Genomic DNA, 18,233 nt, shown 5'->3' on the forward strand with positions numbered 1-18,233 from the left:
CGCTAGAACCCAGGCTCGCTTCCCTGCTTGGCGTGGTGGCCGGCTTGGTGGTGGGGCTCGCTTACCTCATCCCCCAGCTTATCTTAAGAGTTCTTGTATGGTATTGTCGTTCATACTGACCCCTCATATATAATCCTGACTAAATACTTGGGCCTAACGTTTCACATCACCGGCAGCAAAAAGTAGAGCGAGGAACGAGCGGCGCTTTTTGATGTCCGGGTGCATGCGATTGTTAGGCGGCCATCCCGGCTACCTCAGGTTCTCCTCTGCCCTAAGACGGAGTGTCTCGCGTGAACCGATCGTTTCCCAGTGTCTTTGCGTAGCTGAATGCGCTCGGATGATCGGATACCAGTCTCCTGAAACACGTCCGAGGATGTTCTTCGATAACTGTGGGTCGAAGATCGTAGCTACAACACATCAAGCAAATCCCGACCGCCGACTGTACTATAGAACTCCCGTGCCTGGGTTCGCTCTGCCTCAGAGAGCTTTGAATATCTGCTCGCTATCCGCTCTCGTGCCCGACACATCTGGTCGGAAATAGTCTGCGCGGCAGTGGGATTATGTCTTAGCAGGAACTCACCCGCAGCGTGAATGTGAACGTCTAGCAGGCACTTGTGCGCCGGCGACAAATTCGGCTTGGGCAACAGCCAGGACGGCAACGATGAGCACGCTTTATCGCCTTCCAGGAAACGCAAATCCTGGTGATTGTCAAAATAGCCGCGTAACGTATAGTATATCTGATCGTCAGACGCTTCCGATGTCGCGGCATTCTCCCCAAAAAAACATACAAAGACCGCCTCGGGATCGAGCGCCGGTGCTTTGCGCCATCCTGCAAGCTGCCTGCTCAGCGATTCGAGATCCTCCAGCAGCCCTGAATCACCGGTCGACGCCTCGTCGACGATTCGTGCTAACTCCCGCGCCGCATCGAAGAAGACCCAGAAAATGTCCGGATGGATCGCCGCGGCATTCTTGATGAACAGATAGGCGTCCGCACATAGCCCTGCCGAGACGGCCGCTATTATCAGAACATGAAGAGTTCGCGCCGTTTCCGAAACGCCTTGATAAATCAGCGATGAATACGGCATCAGCAGGAATGGTTGCGAAGTACCACCCGACACCGCTCGATGAATTTCCTCGAAGGATTCGAACAAGAGGAGAGGCGGACAATGCTGAACTCCGGTGAGGACTTCGTTGACCAGCTCCGCAAAGACCTCGGCCGGGAAGGCGCGAGGCGGTTCGAGCGTTACGGCGGTCCAGGAGTCGGTATGAAAACTCGACGCGCTACCCGTCACTTTCAGACCACACTTGCAGCGGTTGCGTGGCAGCCCGTCGAGAAAATCCGACCATACCGAGCCAGGCTCCTCAGAATAGAAGTACCGCGGCCGCATGAAACATCTCAACGGTTCTCCGCAACCGGGGCAGTTCATGCTCATCACCGCCAGATTGACCAGGGACTGCTCGGTCGGTCCGTCTCCCTTGGGCGTTTCCGCGGACTCGCCGCCGCGCAGCTCCGCGTCAGGGTCGACGATCTGACGAGAATCGATGCTCCCGTCGAGATCAGCGGGCGAAACCACTTGCAATAGCGCGAGTGTCGCAGCGTCGAGGCGGCCCTCTCGTTTCCCGATGTCGAATGCAGTGTCGCCGTACTTGTCGACCACGGTACGGTCTGCGCCCGCGTTGACAAGGGCCTGAACTATCGCGGCCGACCCGTTGTGCGCAGCGTGATGAAGGGCGGTGTCACCACTGCGATCGGTGCAGTCCAGATCAACGCCCGCCGCGATCAACTGGACGACTACCTCGAGATGGCCATTCGCAGTCGCGATCAGTAGCGGCGTCGCCCGCTTCTCCGTCTTCGCATCGACAGCAGCCCCAAGGTCGAGCAGCAAGCGGACGGTGGACAGGTGACCCTCATCGGACGCTTGGAACAAGGCTGTCCCAGGGCCACCTGTGTCGCCCTCGATGTCCGCGCCCCGCTCGATGAGCAACCGAACGATCTCATCCTGACCGTTCCACGCAGCGGCGGCTAACGGCGATACGCCATTGCCGCCTTCGATGTCCGCGCCGCTCTTGAGCAGCAACTCGACGACCCGTGCGTGTCCCCCGCGAGCGGCGGCCGCTAGCGCCGAGTAGTTGGCGATCGGCCGGTCTGTATCGGAGTCTTGCTCGAGAAGTTCTTGAACTTTAGGGAGATCGCCGTGCCCCGCCGCTTCGAACAGCGCGAGATCGGAGGCCGAGATCACGCGGAACTGATGTGCAACCTCGTCGTCGTAGCTGACCTTCAGACCCGACTCGATCAGCAGGTCGAAGGTGGTCTGCTGCGAGCCGTAAATCACGCTATCACGAATGCCGGCGCCGTAGTATGGATCGGGCTCTCGAACCGGGCGATTGGCAAGCGCTTCACCGCTCGGCGACTGTTCGTACAGCCAGGGCCATGGGCGCAAGCCAAGGTGCTGGTCTCGCTCACGCAGCTCGTACCAACTACCGGAAAACCGTTCGCGCAAGATTCGATCGAAGTGCTCGTTGGCTGTCTGGGCCGAGCCGAACTGCGCAAGCACCTCGTCGGAGATGATCTTCAGATCCTCCGGTTTCGTCGCCACGGCTTTTTCGACCCCGACAAACGATCGGTAGAGCGTGTTGACCGCCAGGATCTTGTCGTTACGGTACCCGGGCCTGATGGCGATGTCGAAATCAATGCCGGTGCGGTTCGCACACAAGAGTTCCCAAAGGCACCAGATGCGCCCCAGCGTCGGCACCGGGGTTCCGGCAAAGATTACTTTGCCGATCTCGCCGATGACCGCCTCCATGTCGGTGGGCATAGATTCGATCGTGTGCTGATTATAGGCTACGAAGTCTATCCATGCGTAATGGTCGAGGTGCTCGATCGCATCCAGCGTGCCGATCTCCTGTTGGTGGGGACCGAGGAGAAGCGAGTTCCACGTGTGCGATACAAAGAAGTCCGGCTTGCCACGTTGCTCTGTCGGCACGTATGCCCAAAGCGGCGCCTGCAACGCGGACGTTAACGGCAGCACAAAGCGCTCGACCAGCGCACGCACGTTGAGCAGCGCGTACCTGGGGACCGTTGGAACCGTCATATCGGGCTGATCGTGCAGGCCCCACATGCCAGCCCTGTTGTGATACATGGCCTGCTGCGCCTGCTCGATCGCCTCGATTCGCGGTCGATTGATGTCTTCCAGCAGACTTCGCACCCACCCCACCAGCCAAGATACCCGCACCCCTCGGTGGGCGAGTGGCGCGTCGCTGTCTGACCACGAGTCAGGCGCGGAAGATACAATCTCCCCGAGCGATGGGAACCGTGGTAGCTCTACGCCGTTGCTCATTGCTTAACTCCACTTACCCCGCTCGCATTGCTACCGCCTAACGCCCCGCCTCCGCGGCAAGGCCCCAAACCGAGACTGTTCATATTTGGCAGCAACCGCAAGCGGGGCCGCGTCCACCGAGGTGGCGCACAACTTGCGATAGGCTCGCTCCGTATAGGACAGTTGGGACTGACACCCCGGCCGCCAGCACAAAGGCCCTTCGCAGCGGCAACTGCGAGGGATTCAGGCCACCGGCGATGTCTGGCAAACTTATCGCCGGTCTCGACCCGGCAGAGGCTCGCAATATTGGTGGCTGGGCTTTGTTATGCGCTTGCCGCCCGCAACGGTGGCCGCCGGTTTTGAGACGACCAGCAGGGCTTCGCTGTCGCGCGAAAAATGGTGTGGCGGACATATTCGATATCTCCAGGAAGAGGTGTCGGCGAGCGGCCGCCTTCCACCGCCACGATCCGCGCCGTGTTGTCGAAGCTCGCGGTGGCGAGGAGCTTACCGCTTCCAGGCTGAGGCTGTGTTTACCCCGGTGGGGTGGTCCAGCCTTCGCAAGTGGGCTGCCAGGACAGATCGCCGAGGTAGTTGCGCCCCTCGCTGAATGACAGATTGCGGCCCGGCCCAGTGCAGAGTTGGTGGAGCATGTCATCGAAGTTTGTGCTCCAGAGGTGGGCCGTATTGTACCAGCCCGCGGTAGCAAGCAGTTTGCCATCCCAGCTGAACGCCACATCCGCGACCTTATCATCGTGGGTGACGCGGACGACCTCGCGGCCATCCGACACCGCCACGAGTCGCACCGTCTTGTCGTTGCTGGCGCTGGCCAGCAGCTTACCATCCGGGCTGAACGCCACCGCGTTGACCGTATCATCGTGACTGATGCGGGCGAGCTCGCGACCATCGACCACCGCCACGATCCGCGCCGTCTTGTCCCGGCTACCAGTAGCTAGCAGCTTGCCGTCCGGGCTGAACGCCACCGCCACGACCGCATCGGCGTGGGCGACCCGGACGACCTTGCGGCCATCGACCACCGCCACGATCCGCGCCGTGTTGTCCAGGCTACCAGTAGCTAGCAGCTTGCCGTCCGGGCTGAACGCAACTGCAAAGACCGCAGCATCGTGCGTGACCCGGGCGACCTCGCGGCCATCGGCCACCGCCACTACCCGCGCCGTCTTGTCGTTACTGGGGCTGGCCAGCAACTTACCATCCGGGCTGAACGCCACCGTATTGACCGTATCATCGTGACCGATGCGGGCAAGGTCCTGGCCGCCGTCCACCACCACGACCCGTACCGTCTGGCACAGCCGGTTACTCAGGACACCTCGCCCATAATTGCCGCCCTCGCTGCCACTGGTTGGCGCCTGGGGAAAGCCAGTGATGCCTGGAACGCCATGCAGCGCGTTCCCTTGGTAACTATCCTCGCCCGTGTCACCCACGCCGATGCGGTCGCGGCGGTGGCGTTCAGCCCGGACGGCAACCTGCTGGCCACCGCGAGCTGGGACAAGACGGCGCGGATTGTGGTGGTGGAAGACGGCCGCGAGGTCGCCCGGGTCACGCAGGATGCTACGGTCGTGGCGGTGGCGTTCAGCCCGGATGGCAAGCTGCTTGCCACCGCGAGTGACGACAAAAACGAAAGGCCACGAGGTTGCCCGCGTCAGCCACGACGGTGCGGTCTACGGGCTGGCGTTCAGCCCGGATGGCAAACTGCTGGCCACCGCGGGCGGGGACAAGACGGCGCGGATAGTGGCGGCGGCTGATGGCCGCGAGGTCGCCCGGGTCACGCACGATGCTGCGGTCTTTGCGGTTGCGTTCAGCCCGGATGGCAAGCTGCTAGCTACTGGTAGCCGGGACGCGGCGGCGCGGATCGTGACGGTGGCGGTTGGCCGTGAGGTCGCCCCGCGTCAGCCACGACAAAGGGGTCTTGGCGATGGTGTTCAGCCCAGACTGCAAGCAGCTAGCGACTGGAAGCCGGGATGGAACGGTGCGGGTCGTGGTGGTGGACGGCGGCCGGGAGCTCGTCCGCCTCACCCACGGCGATGCGGTCAGTGCGGTGGCGTTCAGCCCGGATGGCAAGCTGCTTGCCACCGCGAGCGACGACAAAACGGCGCGCGTCATGGTAGTGGACGGCGGCCGCGAGCTCACCCGGGTCACGCACGACGAACAGGTCTACGGGCTGGCGTTCAGCCCGGATGGCAAGCTGCTCACCGCGAGTTCGTACAAGACGCTTCCGGTGCTGACCATCCATGACGAAATTCTGGTCACGGTCGATGCTGACGCCGCCGAAGCGGTTGGAACCTTGCTCGCCGGTGTGATGATCGAGGCATTCGTCGACGTCCTGCCGAACGGACCTACCAGATTTCTTGCTATTCCATGGCGTCGGTCGGACTTTGGCGGATGCCAAGGCGGACGGCAAGACTTGCGAGGATGCGACACGAGTCGCACTGGCTTCCACCAGGTTGACCTGATTTAAGGATATTCATCGCCTCCTCCGAAGCCGCCGCAATATGGAGCATGACCGCCTGGCTCGGCAACCGTGTCCGCTCCGCCGGGCCGCAGGCGGCATCCAGATTTCCTCCGTCCTTAGCGGCGCGGTTGAGGGTTCGATGATGTCAAAATAGAGGGGCTTGGCGCCCGTGTGAAGCAGTCGTGCTCGCCGCCGTGAAGAAGGGCATCATCGAGGGCACCATCGCCGAGGACCGGCACCGACGCCCTCAGCAGGTGCTCAGCGAGGGCGCGCAGGCTGCATCTCGACTTTGATCGCGTACTTGGCCGACAGGTGCGGCATCAGCCGGTCGGCGCGACGTTCGCAGCTAGATCAGCGGTCGTCAATGCGGTGCGCAGCCGGCCCGCCAGCCTCCTGATCTTCCCATTGGCGTCGACCCGCTCTTTCGGAGCCTGGACATCAACAGACCGGTTCCAATCCACGATCCTCGCTTCGATCCGGGAAAGCAGATCGAGGACTCGAGGTCGGTCGTCGGTGCTGGCGGCGCGTACCTCAATCGCTTCTAGCGCGTAATAGAGGCAGACCACCGTCGCCGGTGTGTCGCGCGCCTCGAGCAAGCTCAGTTCCCGCTCCAGGCCCTCGAGCAGATCTTCGAACGAAGGAAACGGCAGGTCTTTCGCCTTGGCCGCGTGGATGAAGAACACCAGCCGGTCGTACAGCCAGGGGCTGGTTGCCGCGTGCTTCAGCCGCCATTCCGGCGTGCTGAACTGCCCAACCGCCGCGATCTGGCTGTCCAGCTGCTGCTCGAGCGGATGAATCAGCCGGATTTTGCGCTCTTCCAGGTCCGTCAGCTCCTCATAGATCCGCGCATCGTCGAACACCGGAGGAACAGGATCGCGAAGGCGCATATACGCGGCTCTTATGGCTTCGCGCCGCCGTTCGCACACGGCGAGGCGGCCGTCGACATCGTTGAGACGCCCTTGATGATCGGTTCCGAACCTGTGCTCCTCAAGCAACTGACCGGCGATCGCCATCGCATAGCTATCCACCGCGGCACTGAGACGGTCGTACGCCAGTTGAGCGCCTGGCGGTAGCGCCGTCGCTATGCGGCTCCGTTGTTTCTCCATTGCGTCGCGAGCGATACAAGCGCCGGCATAACGATCCAGCCATCGCTGGTCGGCACAATCGTGGAACGGTTCCTGAAAAGTCTTGCGTTCGAACAGCTGGGGGAAGCGATCGAAGATCGAGACCGTGGACGGTAGTTCCAGCTGCAGCACGGTCGTGGCAAAGGTCTTCCATGGATCGGCGACCGCCTCCGGATCGACGACAGGCAGAGAAGCCGGTGCATTCACAGCCGCCGGCTGGTCGACCATGAGCCGGTTCGCCGCGTCCGGAGGAGCCGGTGCATTCACAGCCGGCTGGTCGACCATGAGCCGGTTCGGCGCGTCCGGGAACGTGTTCACGTGAGCAACTACCTGATTCAGCAGGTCGAGCACCTCTCGCTTGATCGCATGAGCATCGCGCTCGATGACGGTGCCCTGCACCAGGGCGAGCGGACCATCGAGCGACGTGGCCGGAAGATCGAACAGCACCGGAAATAGCGCGACCTCCCTGTCGCACCGGATCAATGCGCCAGCCTCGAACAGCAGCCATGGCGACGCATAGTTCTCAGGCGTGACACAGATGATGCCTGCCCGCGCGTTCTCAAGCAGACCTGCGAGATGGGAAAACCAGCTGCCTCCTTTCGGCAGGTCCGCGGACATGGAGACCACATGACTCCCGGGTCCCAGCGGGGGAGGTGGAGTCCAGTCCGGATCGTGAATCACGGACGTCATCAGCTGACGCAGAGCGTCGGCGAACAATCTGCTGCGAGTGTTCGACCAGGAAATGAAGATCTCGGACAAAATGCGTCACTCCATCAGCGCCCGGCATCCTCCGCAAGAACGGTCCCAGAGCGCGAGGCGTAGTCCAGGATGCGCTCGTCGGCCGATAGCGGTTGCCTCCATCTCGCGCGCCTAGATATTGGCTGTCGTGGCGACCCTCCCGCGACACAGTGCAGTAAAGTTGGCAATGAACGATATGCCGATACGACAAGAAAGCCAATCAGTGTCGAGCTCGTCGCCAAGGGCAAGGCTTCCCCAAGGCGCGCGCGAGTCCATCGAGAGTCAACCCGAAATAGCGAGTTCACCGGAATAATCGGACGTGCGGATCGCCAGCAGATCAATCCCCGCCGTCGCACTGGTTCGGCCACATAGCCCTTGAGCTCGTCCTTCGGCGGCCAGTCGGTCGAACATTCTCTTTTGGTTCACGGGGGTCATTTCGCGGATTGTGGCGATGTGCGCGGCGATCTCGTGCCTTGCTCTCTAGCGTCAAAAAGCAGGCCGCGAAGATCGAGGTCCGTTCGAATGGCCGGAAGGCGAAGCATCTCATCGAGAGCCGCGCGAAAGCTAGACGGTGAGATCGCACTGCGATCAGGGCGCACGAACAGCAGATGCAAAGCGCTCGGGTTGTTGGCGGCGACGCGAGCAGTATTTAGACACCAGAGTACGCCTCGCTGCATCGCGGAAGAAGTCGGCGGCGCGGCGCCCAGCTCGAAGTCTTGGAACTTCACCTCGACATTCGGTTGACTTGAAATCAATCTAGTGTAGCGGGTTTGCCACTCAGTACCTGGGACATGAACGCACTTCTCAATGAATTCATCCTCCGGGAGCGGAATCAGCAGGCGGACTTTCATGCCCTGGCTAACGCACGCCTCAGCGAAGATAATTTCAGCTCCCCGCACGCCTCGACATATCGCCAGATGGCCCTCTCCGTTCATATCCCATTCCCTGAGCTTCTCCTTAATGGCCTGCTCGAGGGGCTCGAGTTGTTGCTCGACGGAAAGATCTTCCCTGTCGAAGAAAACTCGATCTTGCCCGTCGCAGAAACCTGGATTCTCGGGGTCGTCCGTCATATGGCCGAGACAGACGACGACCTTCTCAAAGGTCTCATTGGCAAACATCCTGTCCGAGACTTCGTCCAGGACACGCATTAGACCCGATGTTGTCTCAGTGTGCAGACCCAGCTCGTGGTAAATCCTCAAGTGCGAGAGCATGGATTGGATATCGAACTTTCCTCTACCCGGCCAGTGAGCGGCCCGCTCGTATTCTCTTACCGCTTCGTCCAGGCGGCCCTCGCACAGGGCCAGTTCGGCCAAGGAAGTGCATGCCCAATATCCCCTGTCGTCTGGATCGTTCAAGTCACTCTCCCCTGCGTTTCGAACGATCTCTTTCGATTCTTTCAGGAGGTTTTCAAGGTCGCGATTGAGATGGCCATCGCATTTGAGCGCTGCGTTCTGAAGCCATGTAGCGATGGCACAGACGTTTATGGCAGCATAGTGGGACGCTCGGTTTCTGTTCAAGCGCTCCTGGTACAAATCAAGTGCTGCGTACGCGCGACCCTGGTTCTTTAAGCAAGCCTTTAGACGTTCGTCCACGTTGGTGAAGTCTTTCCAGGAATCGCACCACAGATCTTTGTTCACACGACCTAGCGCGCCGAGCCAGTTCATACTTTCATGGTGGGTGTTCTTGACTCGATTCAGGTACTCAGCTGCCTCGTTCGCGCGCCCTCGCCGGTTCAGCACCAGTCCGAGCTGACACTGCGCCTCAACGTGCATCGGATCTGCTTGTACAGCAGCCCGAAGTAGTTCCTCAGCGAACTCGAAGCGCTGTAGGCCGATCAGCGCCCATGCAGCCGTGTAGAGGACCTGCGCCGCCTGCAGACTGTTCGCGGCGTCGCCCGCAAGGGTCATGATGTCGGATGCGGCTCCCTTCCTCTGTGCCGTGCTGACCTTCTCGATCCAATCACCGTACCACCTGTTTGCGTACCCGACGCGCGCAATGTCAATTCGGGAGGTGTCAGGCGGTAAGAGGCCACGAAGCTCCTTGTAAACAGGGCTGCTGACATGCCGGGGGTCAGAATGCACGGCCCCCGCAATAAGGGCGGCAAGGCGCTGAATCTCCCGTTCAATCTCCTCTCTAATCTCGAGCCAGTCCGGCTCAACCTCCCGCTGAACCTCCGGTTTGGGTCGCTTTACGGCGAAAAGCTTCCCGCTGTACCGAAAGCTCTTGTCGACCGCGATGTCGATCGGATGATCGGCCCATCCGCCGTGGACAAGGATCGATCCCCGACCCGACAAGCCGTGGCGGACACCGAGCTCATAGAAGACGTTAGCGTTTAAGATAGAAATATCTGAGAGAACAAAATCAGATGTAGCTAGCTCGTAAAACATTCCGGTGCGGATGTCTGCGCTTGTGGTCTCTTCGCTAGACCGAAACCACGTGCAGCCGGCTTGACGCAACGCCGGAACAAGCAGCCGTTCGTAAACTGCATCGAAGTCTACCTCGAGATCCCTACGCACAGGCTTCTTTCCGTACGGCATTACGACGAAGCAACGTGGGCGAATTCGCATGGCGCTCTCTCCTGTCAGGCTTTGACGCCGTCGGCCTATACGCGCTCAGTGATGTGTTGCATCCGCAAGAACTCATTGGCCGCAAGGGAATGGAGAGTCTTTAACCGGGATTCCCAGACGATCGCAATTGTGTCTTACGTGAAACCTGGCTGAGCCGGGTGCCGAACACCGCCAGCGACAGTGCCAGCACCAGATCGTCATGCGCAGCGGCGGCCGCGGTGAATTTCATCGCCCGAGGTCCGGGCATCACCTCGAAGGCCGTTATCTCGCCGAACAGCAGCCGCCACGCGATAGGCTGCGGGTCAGCGCCTGAGAACGGCGAAACGGCGTCATGCGCACGCCTGAGATCGAGCTGTCCGAGGCCTAGGATTAGCGGCATGAACCACAACATTTTTTGCCGGCCTAGTTGTTCGCAAGGCGCATTCTGAAGCTTGATCGGCTGCGATTACGAGGACCGAGCGGTGCCCGCGACGAGTTCCACCCTGATGGCTGCAAGGACGTTGTCGTCAATACGTATACCGACGGGGGTGGCGCCTCCAGCGGAGGCGGCGGCGTCAGCTCCGACCCCTCGGATATCTCGGTCCGCTGCACCTGTGGTGCAACCGGAAGCTTCTTATTGCCCGCGCGACCGCCGATTTGTTGTATTCTCCACGGCTATGGCAAAGCAGCAAAGACCGTTGACCCAGCGACAGGAAAACCTCGTCAGGAAGGTTGCCGAAGGCATGCCAGCATCAAGAGCCTACAGGGATGCTGGCTTCGCGGCGGGCAGCGATAATTCCGCAGAGGTGCTCGCTTCGAGAACATTAAGAAAGGTTCAGGTCGCCGCACGGCTCGCCGAACTCCGTGCCGAACAGGCAAGACGGCACGAGGTGACCATCGACAGCCTTGCCCGGGAGTTCGATGAAAACCGAGCGCATGCGATTCGGCTTGAGCAGATTGGTGCGGCGGTTCAGGCCACGACCATGAAGGCAAAGCTCTTCGGGTTCATGGTCGACCGGCAGCAGGTGCAGGTCGAACATACCTTGCGAAAACCATCCGCCGATGAAAACGCCCCGATCGAGATGAGCCTTAAGGATTGGCAGGCGAAGTATGGCGGCGGCGTTCCCGACCTCGCGGAAAGCGGCAACGGCAAACTGATTGAGCACGAACACTGACCGGAATGAATATCCAGATCGTCAAACCGCAACCGGGACCGCAGGCAGCCTTCATCCAGTGCACCGCCGATGTCGTCTGCTATGGCGGCGCTCGCGGCGGCGGCAAGTCGTGGGCCATCGCGCTGGACTTCTGGCTGCATGCGGAACGGCATGGCGAAGATGCACGGGGCCTCATCCTGCGCAAGACCCGCGAAGACCTGAAGGACTTCATCGACACCGCCGGGCACATGTTTGCGGGAAGTGCGCGATATTCGGAGAAGGGGAACTTCTTCAAATTCACGAGCGGGGCGAAACTATACTGCGGCTACCTCGAACGTGAAGCCGATGCGGCCAACTACCAGGGCTGGAGCCTGACACGGCTCTATTTCGACGAGTTGACGCAGTTGACAACGCTCGATCCGGTGCTACGTCTCCTTGCGACGCTGAGATCGGCGAAGGGCATCCGGCCGCAAGCGAAATTCACCTGCAATCCGGGCGGGCCGTCGCATCACGAGGTCAAGTCGAAGTTTGTCGACCTCGGCCCCTATAACGTCACGTGGAAGGACGGTTTGAGTTGGGTATTCATCCCAGCGCGCGTTCAGGATAACCCGGCCCTGCTCCAGGCCGATCCGCGCTACATCGACCGCCTGAAGTCCACCGGAAGCCCGCAGCGGGTTCGCGCTTGGCTCGAAGGCGACTGGAACGTAACTGAAGGCGCCTTCTTCAGCGAGTTCTCGACGGCGCGGCACGTCATCCCGCCGTTTTCGGTGCCGGCGCACTGGACGAAATTCAGGTCGATGGATTGGGGGTCGGCCTCGCCCTTCGCTGTGCATTGGCTCGCGGTCGTTCAGGACGACGTCGAACATGACGGTCGCACTATCCCGCGTGGTGGGCTCGTCGTTTACAGAGAATGGTACGGAGCATCCGCGCCGAATGTCGGACTTAAGCTCACCGCCGAGGAAGTCGCCGCCGGGATCGTCGCTCGCGAGACGGATCGGGACGGCAGGCGGGAGCACGTTTCTTATGGCGTGCTGGACCCAAGCGCCTTCGCCGTCCAGAGCGGACCCAGCATCGCCGAAACCCTGATGCGGCATGGCGCGGCGTTCCGGCGGGCCGAGAACACTAGAACATCGGCCATCTCGCATGACCGGCGCAAAGGCGGATGGGACCAATTACGCGCCCGGCTCAAGGGCGATGGAGATGGCCGGCCCCTTATCTACTTCTTCGAGACGTGTCGGGACATCGTCCGGACCCTGCCACTTCTCCAACACGATCAGCACAACAATGAAGATGTCGCGACCGATGGTGACGACCATTGCGGAGATTCTATTCGCTATGCCTGCCTTTCACGACCCTACCGTGTGCACGAACCCTTCGAGGACGAGACCTCCCGCTCGCCATACCTTGTCGCGAACGCGTTCAGGTTTTCAGAGCTGCGGGATTGAAGCGATGAGGGCATCGATGGCTGAACTTATCCGTCGCAGGCAGCAGGCACAGCAAGGCCTGGACGCTGCGCGGACTGCCGGTGACCAGGAAGCCTTCCTCGATTATTTCAAGCGGCTCGCAATCCTCGATGACCAGATCGAGTCTTATCCACACGTCGCGGCGCGGTGGGTCGATCAGGTTGCCGCCGGTGCCGTCGATCTTGACGAAATCTGTGATCGCCTACGTGCCACATTCGACCTGATGGCGGGGCATCGTCTCGACGCCATCGCGCGAGGCGATCACCTCGCCGCCGAGCGTGCCGATGACGCCTTGGAGGCTCTCAGGTACCGGCTGGCGACACTGCTGCACTGACCGCAAAGGTTCGTGACCCCGCTGCCGAATGCGCGACGCCGGTCCGGTCCGACCGGCCTCGAAGCATGGCTGGAAACGTTCCAAGGCGATCCGGCTGCCGATTCGACGGAACAGTCGCTGACGATGACACCGACTTGTCTACCGTGCCGACCCCGTGCCGACCAGTGGTGCGCGCTTCGTGATTTAGGCGGAGGCAGATGCCCTATATATCATTGAGATTATGAAAGAAATTCTGGTGCCGCTTAGGTGACTCGAACACTTGACCCCATCATTACGAAGGATATGCTCGGTGCCATGAAGGCGAACGAGTATCGCGCGGCGCTGCGTGCGATGCTGTAGGCCGAGCGGGAGCGTATGCCGGCGACGGCACTGGTCGAATATGACGACGCCCGATTCCAGCCCAATAGCGGGCATCTCGTTCCCGTGGGGACGATGGGCAAGGCGACTCGTTGGCAGGCTAGATCCTGGGACAGACTCTCCCAACGCTCATCAGATTGAGACGTCTCGCTCTCCTGACACATCTGCAACAGCCCGGCGCCAGACGGCTGGCCATTCTCCGAACGCCAGGTTGGTGGTGACGATGATCGAGGTCCGTTCGTGGAGCCTGCCGATCAGGTGGAGGTGCAATTGTCCGCCGGTTTGTGCGAACGGGAGACAGCCGAGTTCATCGAGCACGACGAAGTCGAGCCGCGTGAGGCAATCGGTGATACCCCCCTGCTTGCCGCCGCAGTGCTCGGTCTTGAGCCGATTGGCGGATCGATGAACATTGAAGAATCGGCCACGTGAGCCGTTGCGGGTTACGGATCAAGGCCAGGGCAATGGCGATGGCCAGATGCGACTTGCCGGTTCCGGTGCCGCGAATGAGGACGGCATTGCGCCGGTCGGCAACAAACGTTCCGTTGGCGAAATTACGTATGAGTGGCTCGTTGACCGGCGTGCCGTCGAAGTCGAACTCCTCGATGGCGACGGTGAGTTGGTATTTGATGGAGCGCGCCTGCTTCTCAGTGATCTCGGCCGAGAGAAGGTCGCCGACGATCCTCAGCGGCTCTTGCTGGCGCTTGATACCGGTCGCCATGACCTCGTCAAAGGCGCAAACTGAAGCCGGCCCATGACGGCGATTGGCAAATGGTGGCGATCCTGGCCGCCGTTCTCAGCGATGTTCCGCGTTTCGTGCTTTTTCAGCACATCACCGAAGGCCACACTGGCAAATGATCTAGTCAGAGTCATTTGATAGTCGTCCATTGTTGTTGCCCCTGCGGACCCCATTTCAATAACCGAACGACAGTTTCATTATCCTCGACCTCGTAGGCAAGTGCCTGGACGATCGAATCGACCTGATCGTCGTGGCACGAGCCCGGAAACGAAAAGAGTTCGTTTTCGAGGTCTGAAAGCCATGCGGCTCGTTCGGGGAACCAAACACGCCCTCCTTCAAACTTGCCAGATTGGATTGCGGCCCTCGCTTGCTTTGATGCGATCGCGGGAACGGAGGACACATTGATGCCCATACCTTGTAGCTCTGCGATCAGCCCGGTACCAACACCTGCGTCTTCGATCAGAACGATCCTTGGACTATGAGTATGCCCCAGACCGAAAGCCGCGGCTTTAAGTTGAGGATAATCGAGACGTTCCCGGAACAGATCAACCAAGTAGTACCATCCGCCCCTGATCAACCAGGTGGTGCAGACCGACCAGTCATTGGCAGGCCCAATTTTGGAAGCTGTGTCCCAGCTCTGGATTATCACGTCCTCATCGTTTGGGGACGGCGCATTGGCATACCTTTTGAGCCACCTGCGTTTGAACATGGCGCCGCCGGGAGGTGCCGGGCTTTGTTGATATTGTGCCTCGAACGCATCAGAACCAAGGTCCCTTCGCAAGCGATCGAGAACCTCAAGCGGCTCGCGAGCAGGATGAAGAACCTCGTTCGCTGGTCGACGATAGATACGCTCTCTCGCAATCGGGATCTGTTCCTCTTCGACCGCGATGGCGGGCAGATTGAGAACGACCCACTCCTCCCCGGCTGTTTCCAAGACATGGCCGACGAGATCGTGAACATGAACGCGCTGGGTAACAATGACAATTGCGCCGGTACGTTTGTTATTGAGGCGGGAGGCCAGCGTTGAGCGATACCAGTCATTGACTGCCTGACGTTTGCTTTCCGAATAGGCATCAATCGCTTTCAGGGGGTCATCGATGATGATGATGTCGGCACCCCTGCCGGTAAGTGTGCCACCAATCGAGGTGGCTAACCTGGAACCATGACCGGTAAGCCCAACTTCGCTCTCCGAGTCCTTTCGTCGATCAATTCGCGTGCCCGGAAAAAGGTCGCGATACCAATCAGATGACACTACCTGTCGATAGTCGTTTTGGTGCTTGATCGACAGTTCCTGCGCGTATGTGACCGAAATGATTTCCTTGGCGGGATCGCGGCCGTGACACGAAGGCAGGAAACGCAACGGACGCCGAGATGGATTTCAGGCTTCTAGGGGGCATTGTGATGACAAGGCGGAGAATGCGCCCGTCCAAGACCTGCTGAAGGTGCCAGGCGATGGCCTGAATGTGCCAGTTTCCCAGGTAGGCGGTTCCTGGATTCAGGGTCTGGAACACCATTTGGATGAAGCTCGCAAGATTGGACCGAAGCAAAGCGGATAGGAGCTCGCGGGTTGCAGCTACTGGTTGTTTGGAGTCATTATTTTCCATCTGAGCGCCTGCAGGGTTCGGGCCAAGCAGTCGCCGGCGGCGAGGTCCCCGAGGCCGAGGGTGTCGACTTCTCAGCTCACGGGGGCTCTCCGGAAGCCACTTCCGAAAGAAGTTTGTCAGGCGCACTCTCCTTGGCGGCTGTAACGTCCGGGGCCAGTGGAGCGGTGTCGGCCGATTGTGGAGTTCCGCTGATACCTTTGCGATGTTCGGCTGGGCAAGGTTCTCTGCAGTGACTCCTTTTGGCTACAACATGGGGCACACCAATTCATTCCGGCAGGACGGCGTCTTCCTGTCGGTGTGGCGGCTTCGACAGATCGTTGTGGCGGGAGACAGGTATCGGTTCGCCGATTTGGAACTGCTTGACGTAATCATCAAGGAGCGCTCGTGCTTCGCCGTCCAGCTTTCTGGAGTCGATAGAAGTCGCGGCGCATGCACGGTCAAATTCATGCACGGTGCCGCCGTCGGCGTTCTTGGTCGGCGTGCCGCAGCGCTTCCACATCACACCAAAATGAATGTCGTACTCGACGGGGATTTGCCGGTATTACCCCTGAGGTGCTCCGGCATCCGGGTAGGAATTGATTTCATAGTGAATGAGTTTCATGCTGATATTGCGTTCTGGCGCCACAAACTTGACGACGCCGTTCATCTCCGCGACGAGGCTGGAGAGCGCCCGTCGTTCATCGGCGACTTCCGAGAGCGTCTACGAGAAAATCGTGATTGCCCGCTCAGGCACGCCGGGATTCCTTGCGCTGGGAATGCCGTCAGCTTCTCGATCTGTTTGTGGGTGGTTTTGATCATCCATGCTGCCGCTCCCAGGGCATCGGCAGCTTTCAGCGCTGCCTTCCCCTCTGGATCGCCCAGCGCGATCAGGGCTTCAGCGCGGGGCGCGTGTGCCCAATAGAGCTCCTCTCTCGTGCTGGCACTTTGATTTGCCATCAGGGCCGACGGGCCTCTCGGAGATAAGTTTGATCGCCTATCAGCGGCCTTGATCACGCGCCTGCGAACGCGATCAGCGAAGATGTGATCTGCGATCTTCACGGCGCCGGAGGTCATGCTGGCCCGGCAATCGAAAAAACAGCCGAGGTTGATCCCGGTATAGTAGTCATGCCGAACGAGGAAGCCGGCTCCGCCGTGTAGTGGCGGCTTCGAGATCGTCGAGGCGCTGCTGCTTCGTTCGTCCCGGCAGGTCGGCACGCCTCTTGTGCACGCCGCTCCAAAGGCCCGGGGTCTCTCGATCGGTTGTCTGCTCGGGATCGAGCGTGCGGAGCAACTCGATTCATAAGCCGAGGCGGCGGCCATCGGATCGTGGGGCGCCTGCTTGTCGCCGAGCTTGTAGGTGACAAAGGCAAGTTCGCGCACGACTCGCGGTCGCGAAGCGCGCTCCTCCTGCTCGGGCCGCACATCTGCTTTTCGTCGATCGTTTCAAGACGGCTTTTTCTTTCCCGAAATCAGAGGCCGCCCTGGCAGCCGCGACTTCGTCCCATAGCGCGGCACGAGTCTCCCGCCTCAGCAGGTTTCCCTGCATCTCTCTGCCTTCGTCGGCGATATGAGTGACAACAATCTCTCCGATGCGAGCAGGACGCGCATCGACCGGCTTGGTCTTCCTGGCCGTGCCGACCCGGCCAGCGGCCTCCGCCGCGGCGAACAACGCTTATACATCGCGGACTGGAAGGTTACCGCCAATAGTGCAGGCCTCATTTCAATGCGCACAAGGGTATGTGACACTACCCCTGACAACTGCATAGCCAGAACGCAAGGATTTGAAGTGACCAATGCAGTCAGGCGCCGCTTACCGGCGTCGAAGCCGCACTCACACCCGGGCGGCGGCCGTCAGCAATTGAGTGGCGTCGATCACTCGCACGTCAAAAACACCTGTCTTTTGGGCGATCTGTATCATGTCCGACGTTCCACCCCGCGCATCCCCTGTGTCCTTGCCGTCCCAGAGTGCGAGGAGTGTAGTTGTGCGGGCGCTGCCCGTCTGCGCCATCTCGAGCACCCAACGATTGCCGCGTTCCCACTGATCGAAGCCGGAGGCCTGCAGCCATCGCGGCAAGCCCTCCTGATCACTCAGACAGAGTGGCTGCCGTCCTTGCACGAGGTCGAAGAACCGCCTCCGCCAACCGTCGAGGCCGCCGAAAACTTTTCCCGCAAACTCAGCTGGCGGCATTGGCAGACAGACGATGCTTTCGAAACCAAGTTCCTTGCAAACCTCGTGAACAATAATGTCCGTACCCGGTGCCGCGGAGGCAAGGACTCGGAGCGTTGAACCGGTTGCTTTCAGCTCTTCTAGAGCGCGCCGGATCAGCTCACGGGCTTGCTGTTCCTTGTCGGCCGGAAAGCGCGGAACAGAACGGCCGGGCTCGTCAACGCGGTGGCCGACAGCGACGACGAGG

At 60.5% G+C, this 18,233-nt stretch carries 12 protein-coding genes and 4 pseudogenes; 8 read left to right on the forward strand and 8 right to left on the reverse strand.

Going from position 1 to position 18,233, the window contains the following annotated elements:
• Positions 1-407: 407 nt before the first annotated feature.
• Together NMG80_RS18525 and NMG80_RS18530 are read right to left on the reverse strand one after the other, a co-directional pair.
• Positions 408-3,206: an ankyrin repeat domain-containing protein gene (locus tag NMG80_RS18525; protein ID WP_254019422.1), complete on the reverse strand. Its 2,799-nt coding sequence runs from the start codon at positions 3,204-3,206 to the stop codon at positions 408-410.
• A 641-nt stretch (positions 3,207-3,847) separates the two neighbouring features.
• Positions 3,848-4,603, reverse strand: coding sequence for a WD40 repeat domain-containing protein (locus NMG80_RS18530; RefSeq protein WP_254019423.1), 756 nt, complete (start codon positions 4,601-4,603; stop codon positions 3,848-3,850).
• Between NMG80_RS18530 and NMG80_RS18535 the strand changes: the two genes are divergently transcribed.
• From NMG80_RS18535 to NMG80_RS18540, 4 genes and pseudogenes are all read left to right on the forward strand, one after another.
• A complete protein-coding gene (locus tag NMG80_RS18535; protein ID WP_254019424.1) occupies positions 4,562-5,077 on the forward strand; it encodes a WD40 repeat domain-containing protein in 516 nt (171 codons plus the stop codon). The two genes, NMG80_RS18530 and NMG80_RS18535, sit on opposite strands and share 42 nt — an antisense overlap.
• Positions 5,001-5,174, forward strand: a pseudogene (locus tag NMG80_RS37360) (WD40 repeat domain-containing protein); the annotation flags it as partial. The gene NMG80_RS18535 and the pseudogene NMG80_RS37360, both read left to right, overlap by 77 nt.
• Before the next feature lie 31 nt (positions 5,175-5,205).
• Positions 5,206-5,298: pseudogene (locus NMG80_RS37365) on the forward strand (hypothetical protein); the annotation flags it as partial.
• A gap of 3 nt (positions 5,299-5,301) precedes the next feature.
• Positions 5,302-5,790 carry a WD40 repeat domain-containing protein gene (locus tag NMG80_RS18540; RefSeq protein ID WP_254019425.1) on the forward strand — a complete coding sequence of 163 codons (489 nt, stop codon included), beginning with the start codon at positions 5,302-5,304 and terminating at the stop codon, positions 5,788-5,790.
• A 314-nt stretch (positions 5,791-6,104) separates the two neighbouring features.
• Here the strand turns inward: NMG80_RS18540 and NMG80_RS18545 are convergent, their stop codons facing one another.
• The 3 genes from NMG80_RS18545 to NMG80_RS18555 all read right to left on the reverse strand — a co-directional run bounded on the left by NMG80_RS18545 (position 6,105) and on the right by NMG80_RS18555 (position 10,592).
• Positions 6,105-7,667 (reverse strand): toll/interleukin-1 receptor domain-containing protein, encoded by a 1,563-nt coding sequence (locus NMG80_RS18545; protein WP_254019426.1) that lies wholly within the window; start codon positions 7,665-7,667, stop codon positions 6,105-6,107.
• 410 nt (positions 7,668-8,077) lie between these two features.
• Positions 8,078-10,213 (reverse strand): tetratricopeptide repeat protein, encoded by a 2,136-nt coding sequence (locus NMG80_RS18550; protein WP_254019427.1) that lies wholly within the window; start codon positions 10,211-10,213, stop codon positions 8,078-8,080.
• Between the two features lie 100 nt (positions 10,214-10,313).
• Complete coding sequence (locus tag NMG80_RS18555; RefSeq protein ID WP_254019428.1) at positions 10,314-10,592, reverse strand: hypothetical protein; 279 nt, start codon at positions 10,590-10,592, stop codon at positions 10,314-10,316.
• A gap of 277 nt (positions 10,593-10,869) precedes the next feature.
• Here NMG80_RS18555 and NMG80_RS18560 point away from each other — a divergent pair, with 277 nt between their 5' ends.
• From NMG80_RS18560 to NMG80_RS18570, 3 genes are read left to right on the forward strand one after another with little or no spacing between them, the layout of a single operon-like run.
• Positions 10,870-11,367, forward strand: a complete 498-nt coding sequence (locus tag NMG80_RS18560; protein WP_254019444.1) for a terminase small subunit — start codon at positions 10,870-10,872, stop codon at positions 11,365-11,367.
• A 5-nt stretch (positions 11,368-11,372) separates the two neighbouring features.
• Positions 11,373-12,791, forward strand: coding sequence for a terminase large subunit domain-containing protein (locus NMG80_RS18565; RefSeq protein WP_254019429.1), 1,419 nt, complete (start codon positions 11,373-11,375; stop codon positions 12,789-12,791).
• 16 nt (positions 12,792-12,807) lie between these two features.
• Positions 12,808-13,143 carry a hypothetical protein gene (locus NMG80_RS18570; protein ID WP_254019430.1) on the forward strand — a complete coding sequence of 112 codons (336 nt, stop codon included), beginning with the start codon at positions 12,808-12,810 and terminating at the stop codon, positions 13,141-13,143.
• Between the two features lie 537 nt (positions 13,144-13,680).
• Here NMG80_RS18570 and NMG80_RS18575 read toward each other — a convergent pair.
• Positions 13,681-14,233 (reverse strand): annotated as a pseudogene (locus NMG80_RS18575) (ATP-binding protein); the annotation flags it as partial.
• A 133-nt stretch (positions 14,234-14,366) separates the two neighbouring features.
• Positions 14,367-15,596: a phage terminase large subunit gene (gene terL, locus NMG80_RS18580; RefSeq protein WP_254019431.1), complete on the reverse strand. Its 1,230-nt coding sequence runs from the start codon at positions 15,594-15,596 to the stop codon at positions 14,367-14,369.
• A 446-nt stretch (positions 15,597-16,042) separates the two neighbouring features.
• On the opposite strand from terL, the gene NMG80_RS18585 reads away from it, so the two are divergent.
• On the forward strand, positions 16,043-16,741 hold the full coding sequence (locus NMG80_RS18585) for a hypothetical protein (protein ID WP_254019432.1): 699 nt from the start codon (positions 16,043-16,045) through the stop codon (positions 16,739-16,741).
• Positions 16,742-17,650: 909 nt separating this feature from the next.
• Here NMG80_RS18585 and NMG80_RS18590 read toward each other — a convergent pair.
• Positions 17,651-18,233, reverse strand: a pseudogene (locus NMG80_RS18590) (hypothetical protein); the annotation flags it as partial.

It is taken from the genome of Mesorhizobium escarrei, from assembly GCF_935825525.1.
GTDB classification, from domain to species: domain Bacteria; phylum Pseudomonadota; class Alphaproteobacteria; order Rhizobiales; family Rhizobiaceae; genus Mesorhizobium; species Mesorhizobium escarrei.

Excerpts from the sequence above, each read along its gene's own strand:
- NMG80_RS18550 (WP_254019427.1), bottom strand. The coding sequence starts at position 10,213 with ATGCGAATTCGCCCACGTTGCTTCGTCGTAATGCCGTACGGAAAGAAG.
- NMG80_RS18585 (WP_254019432.1), top strand. The coding sequence starts at position 16,043 with ATGTTCGGCTGGGCAAGGTTCTCTGCAGTGACTCCTTTTGGCTACAAC.
- NMG80_RS18565 (WP_254019429.1), top strand. The coding sequence starts at position 11,373 with ATGAATATCCAGATCGTCAAACCGCAACCGGGACCGCAGGCAGCCTTC.
- NMG80_RS18555 (WP_254019428.1), bottom strand. The coding sequence starts at position 10,592 with ATGCCGCTAATCCTAGGCCTCGGACAGCTCGATCTCAGGCGTGCGCAT.
- NMG80_RS18570 (WP_254019430.1), top strand. The coding sequence starts at position 12,808 with ATGGCTGAACTTATCCGTCGCAGGCAGCAGGCACAGCAAGGCCTGGAC.
- NMG80_RS18560 (WP_254019444.1), top strand. The coding sequence starts at position 10,870 with ATGGCAAAGCAGCAAAGACCGTTGACCCAGCGACAGGAAAACCTCGTC.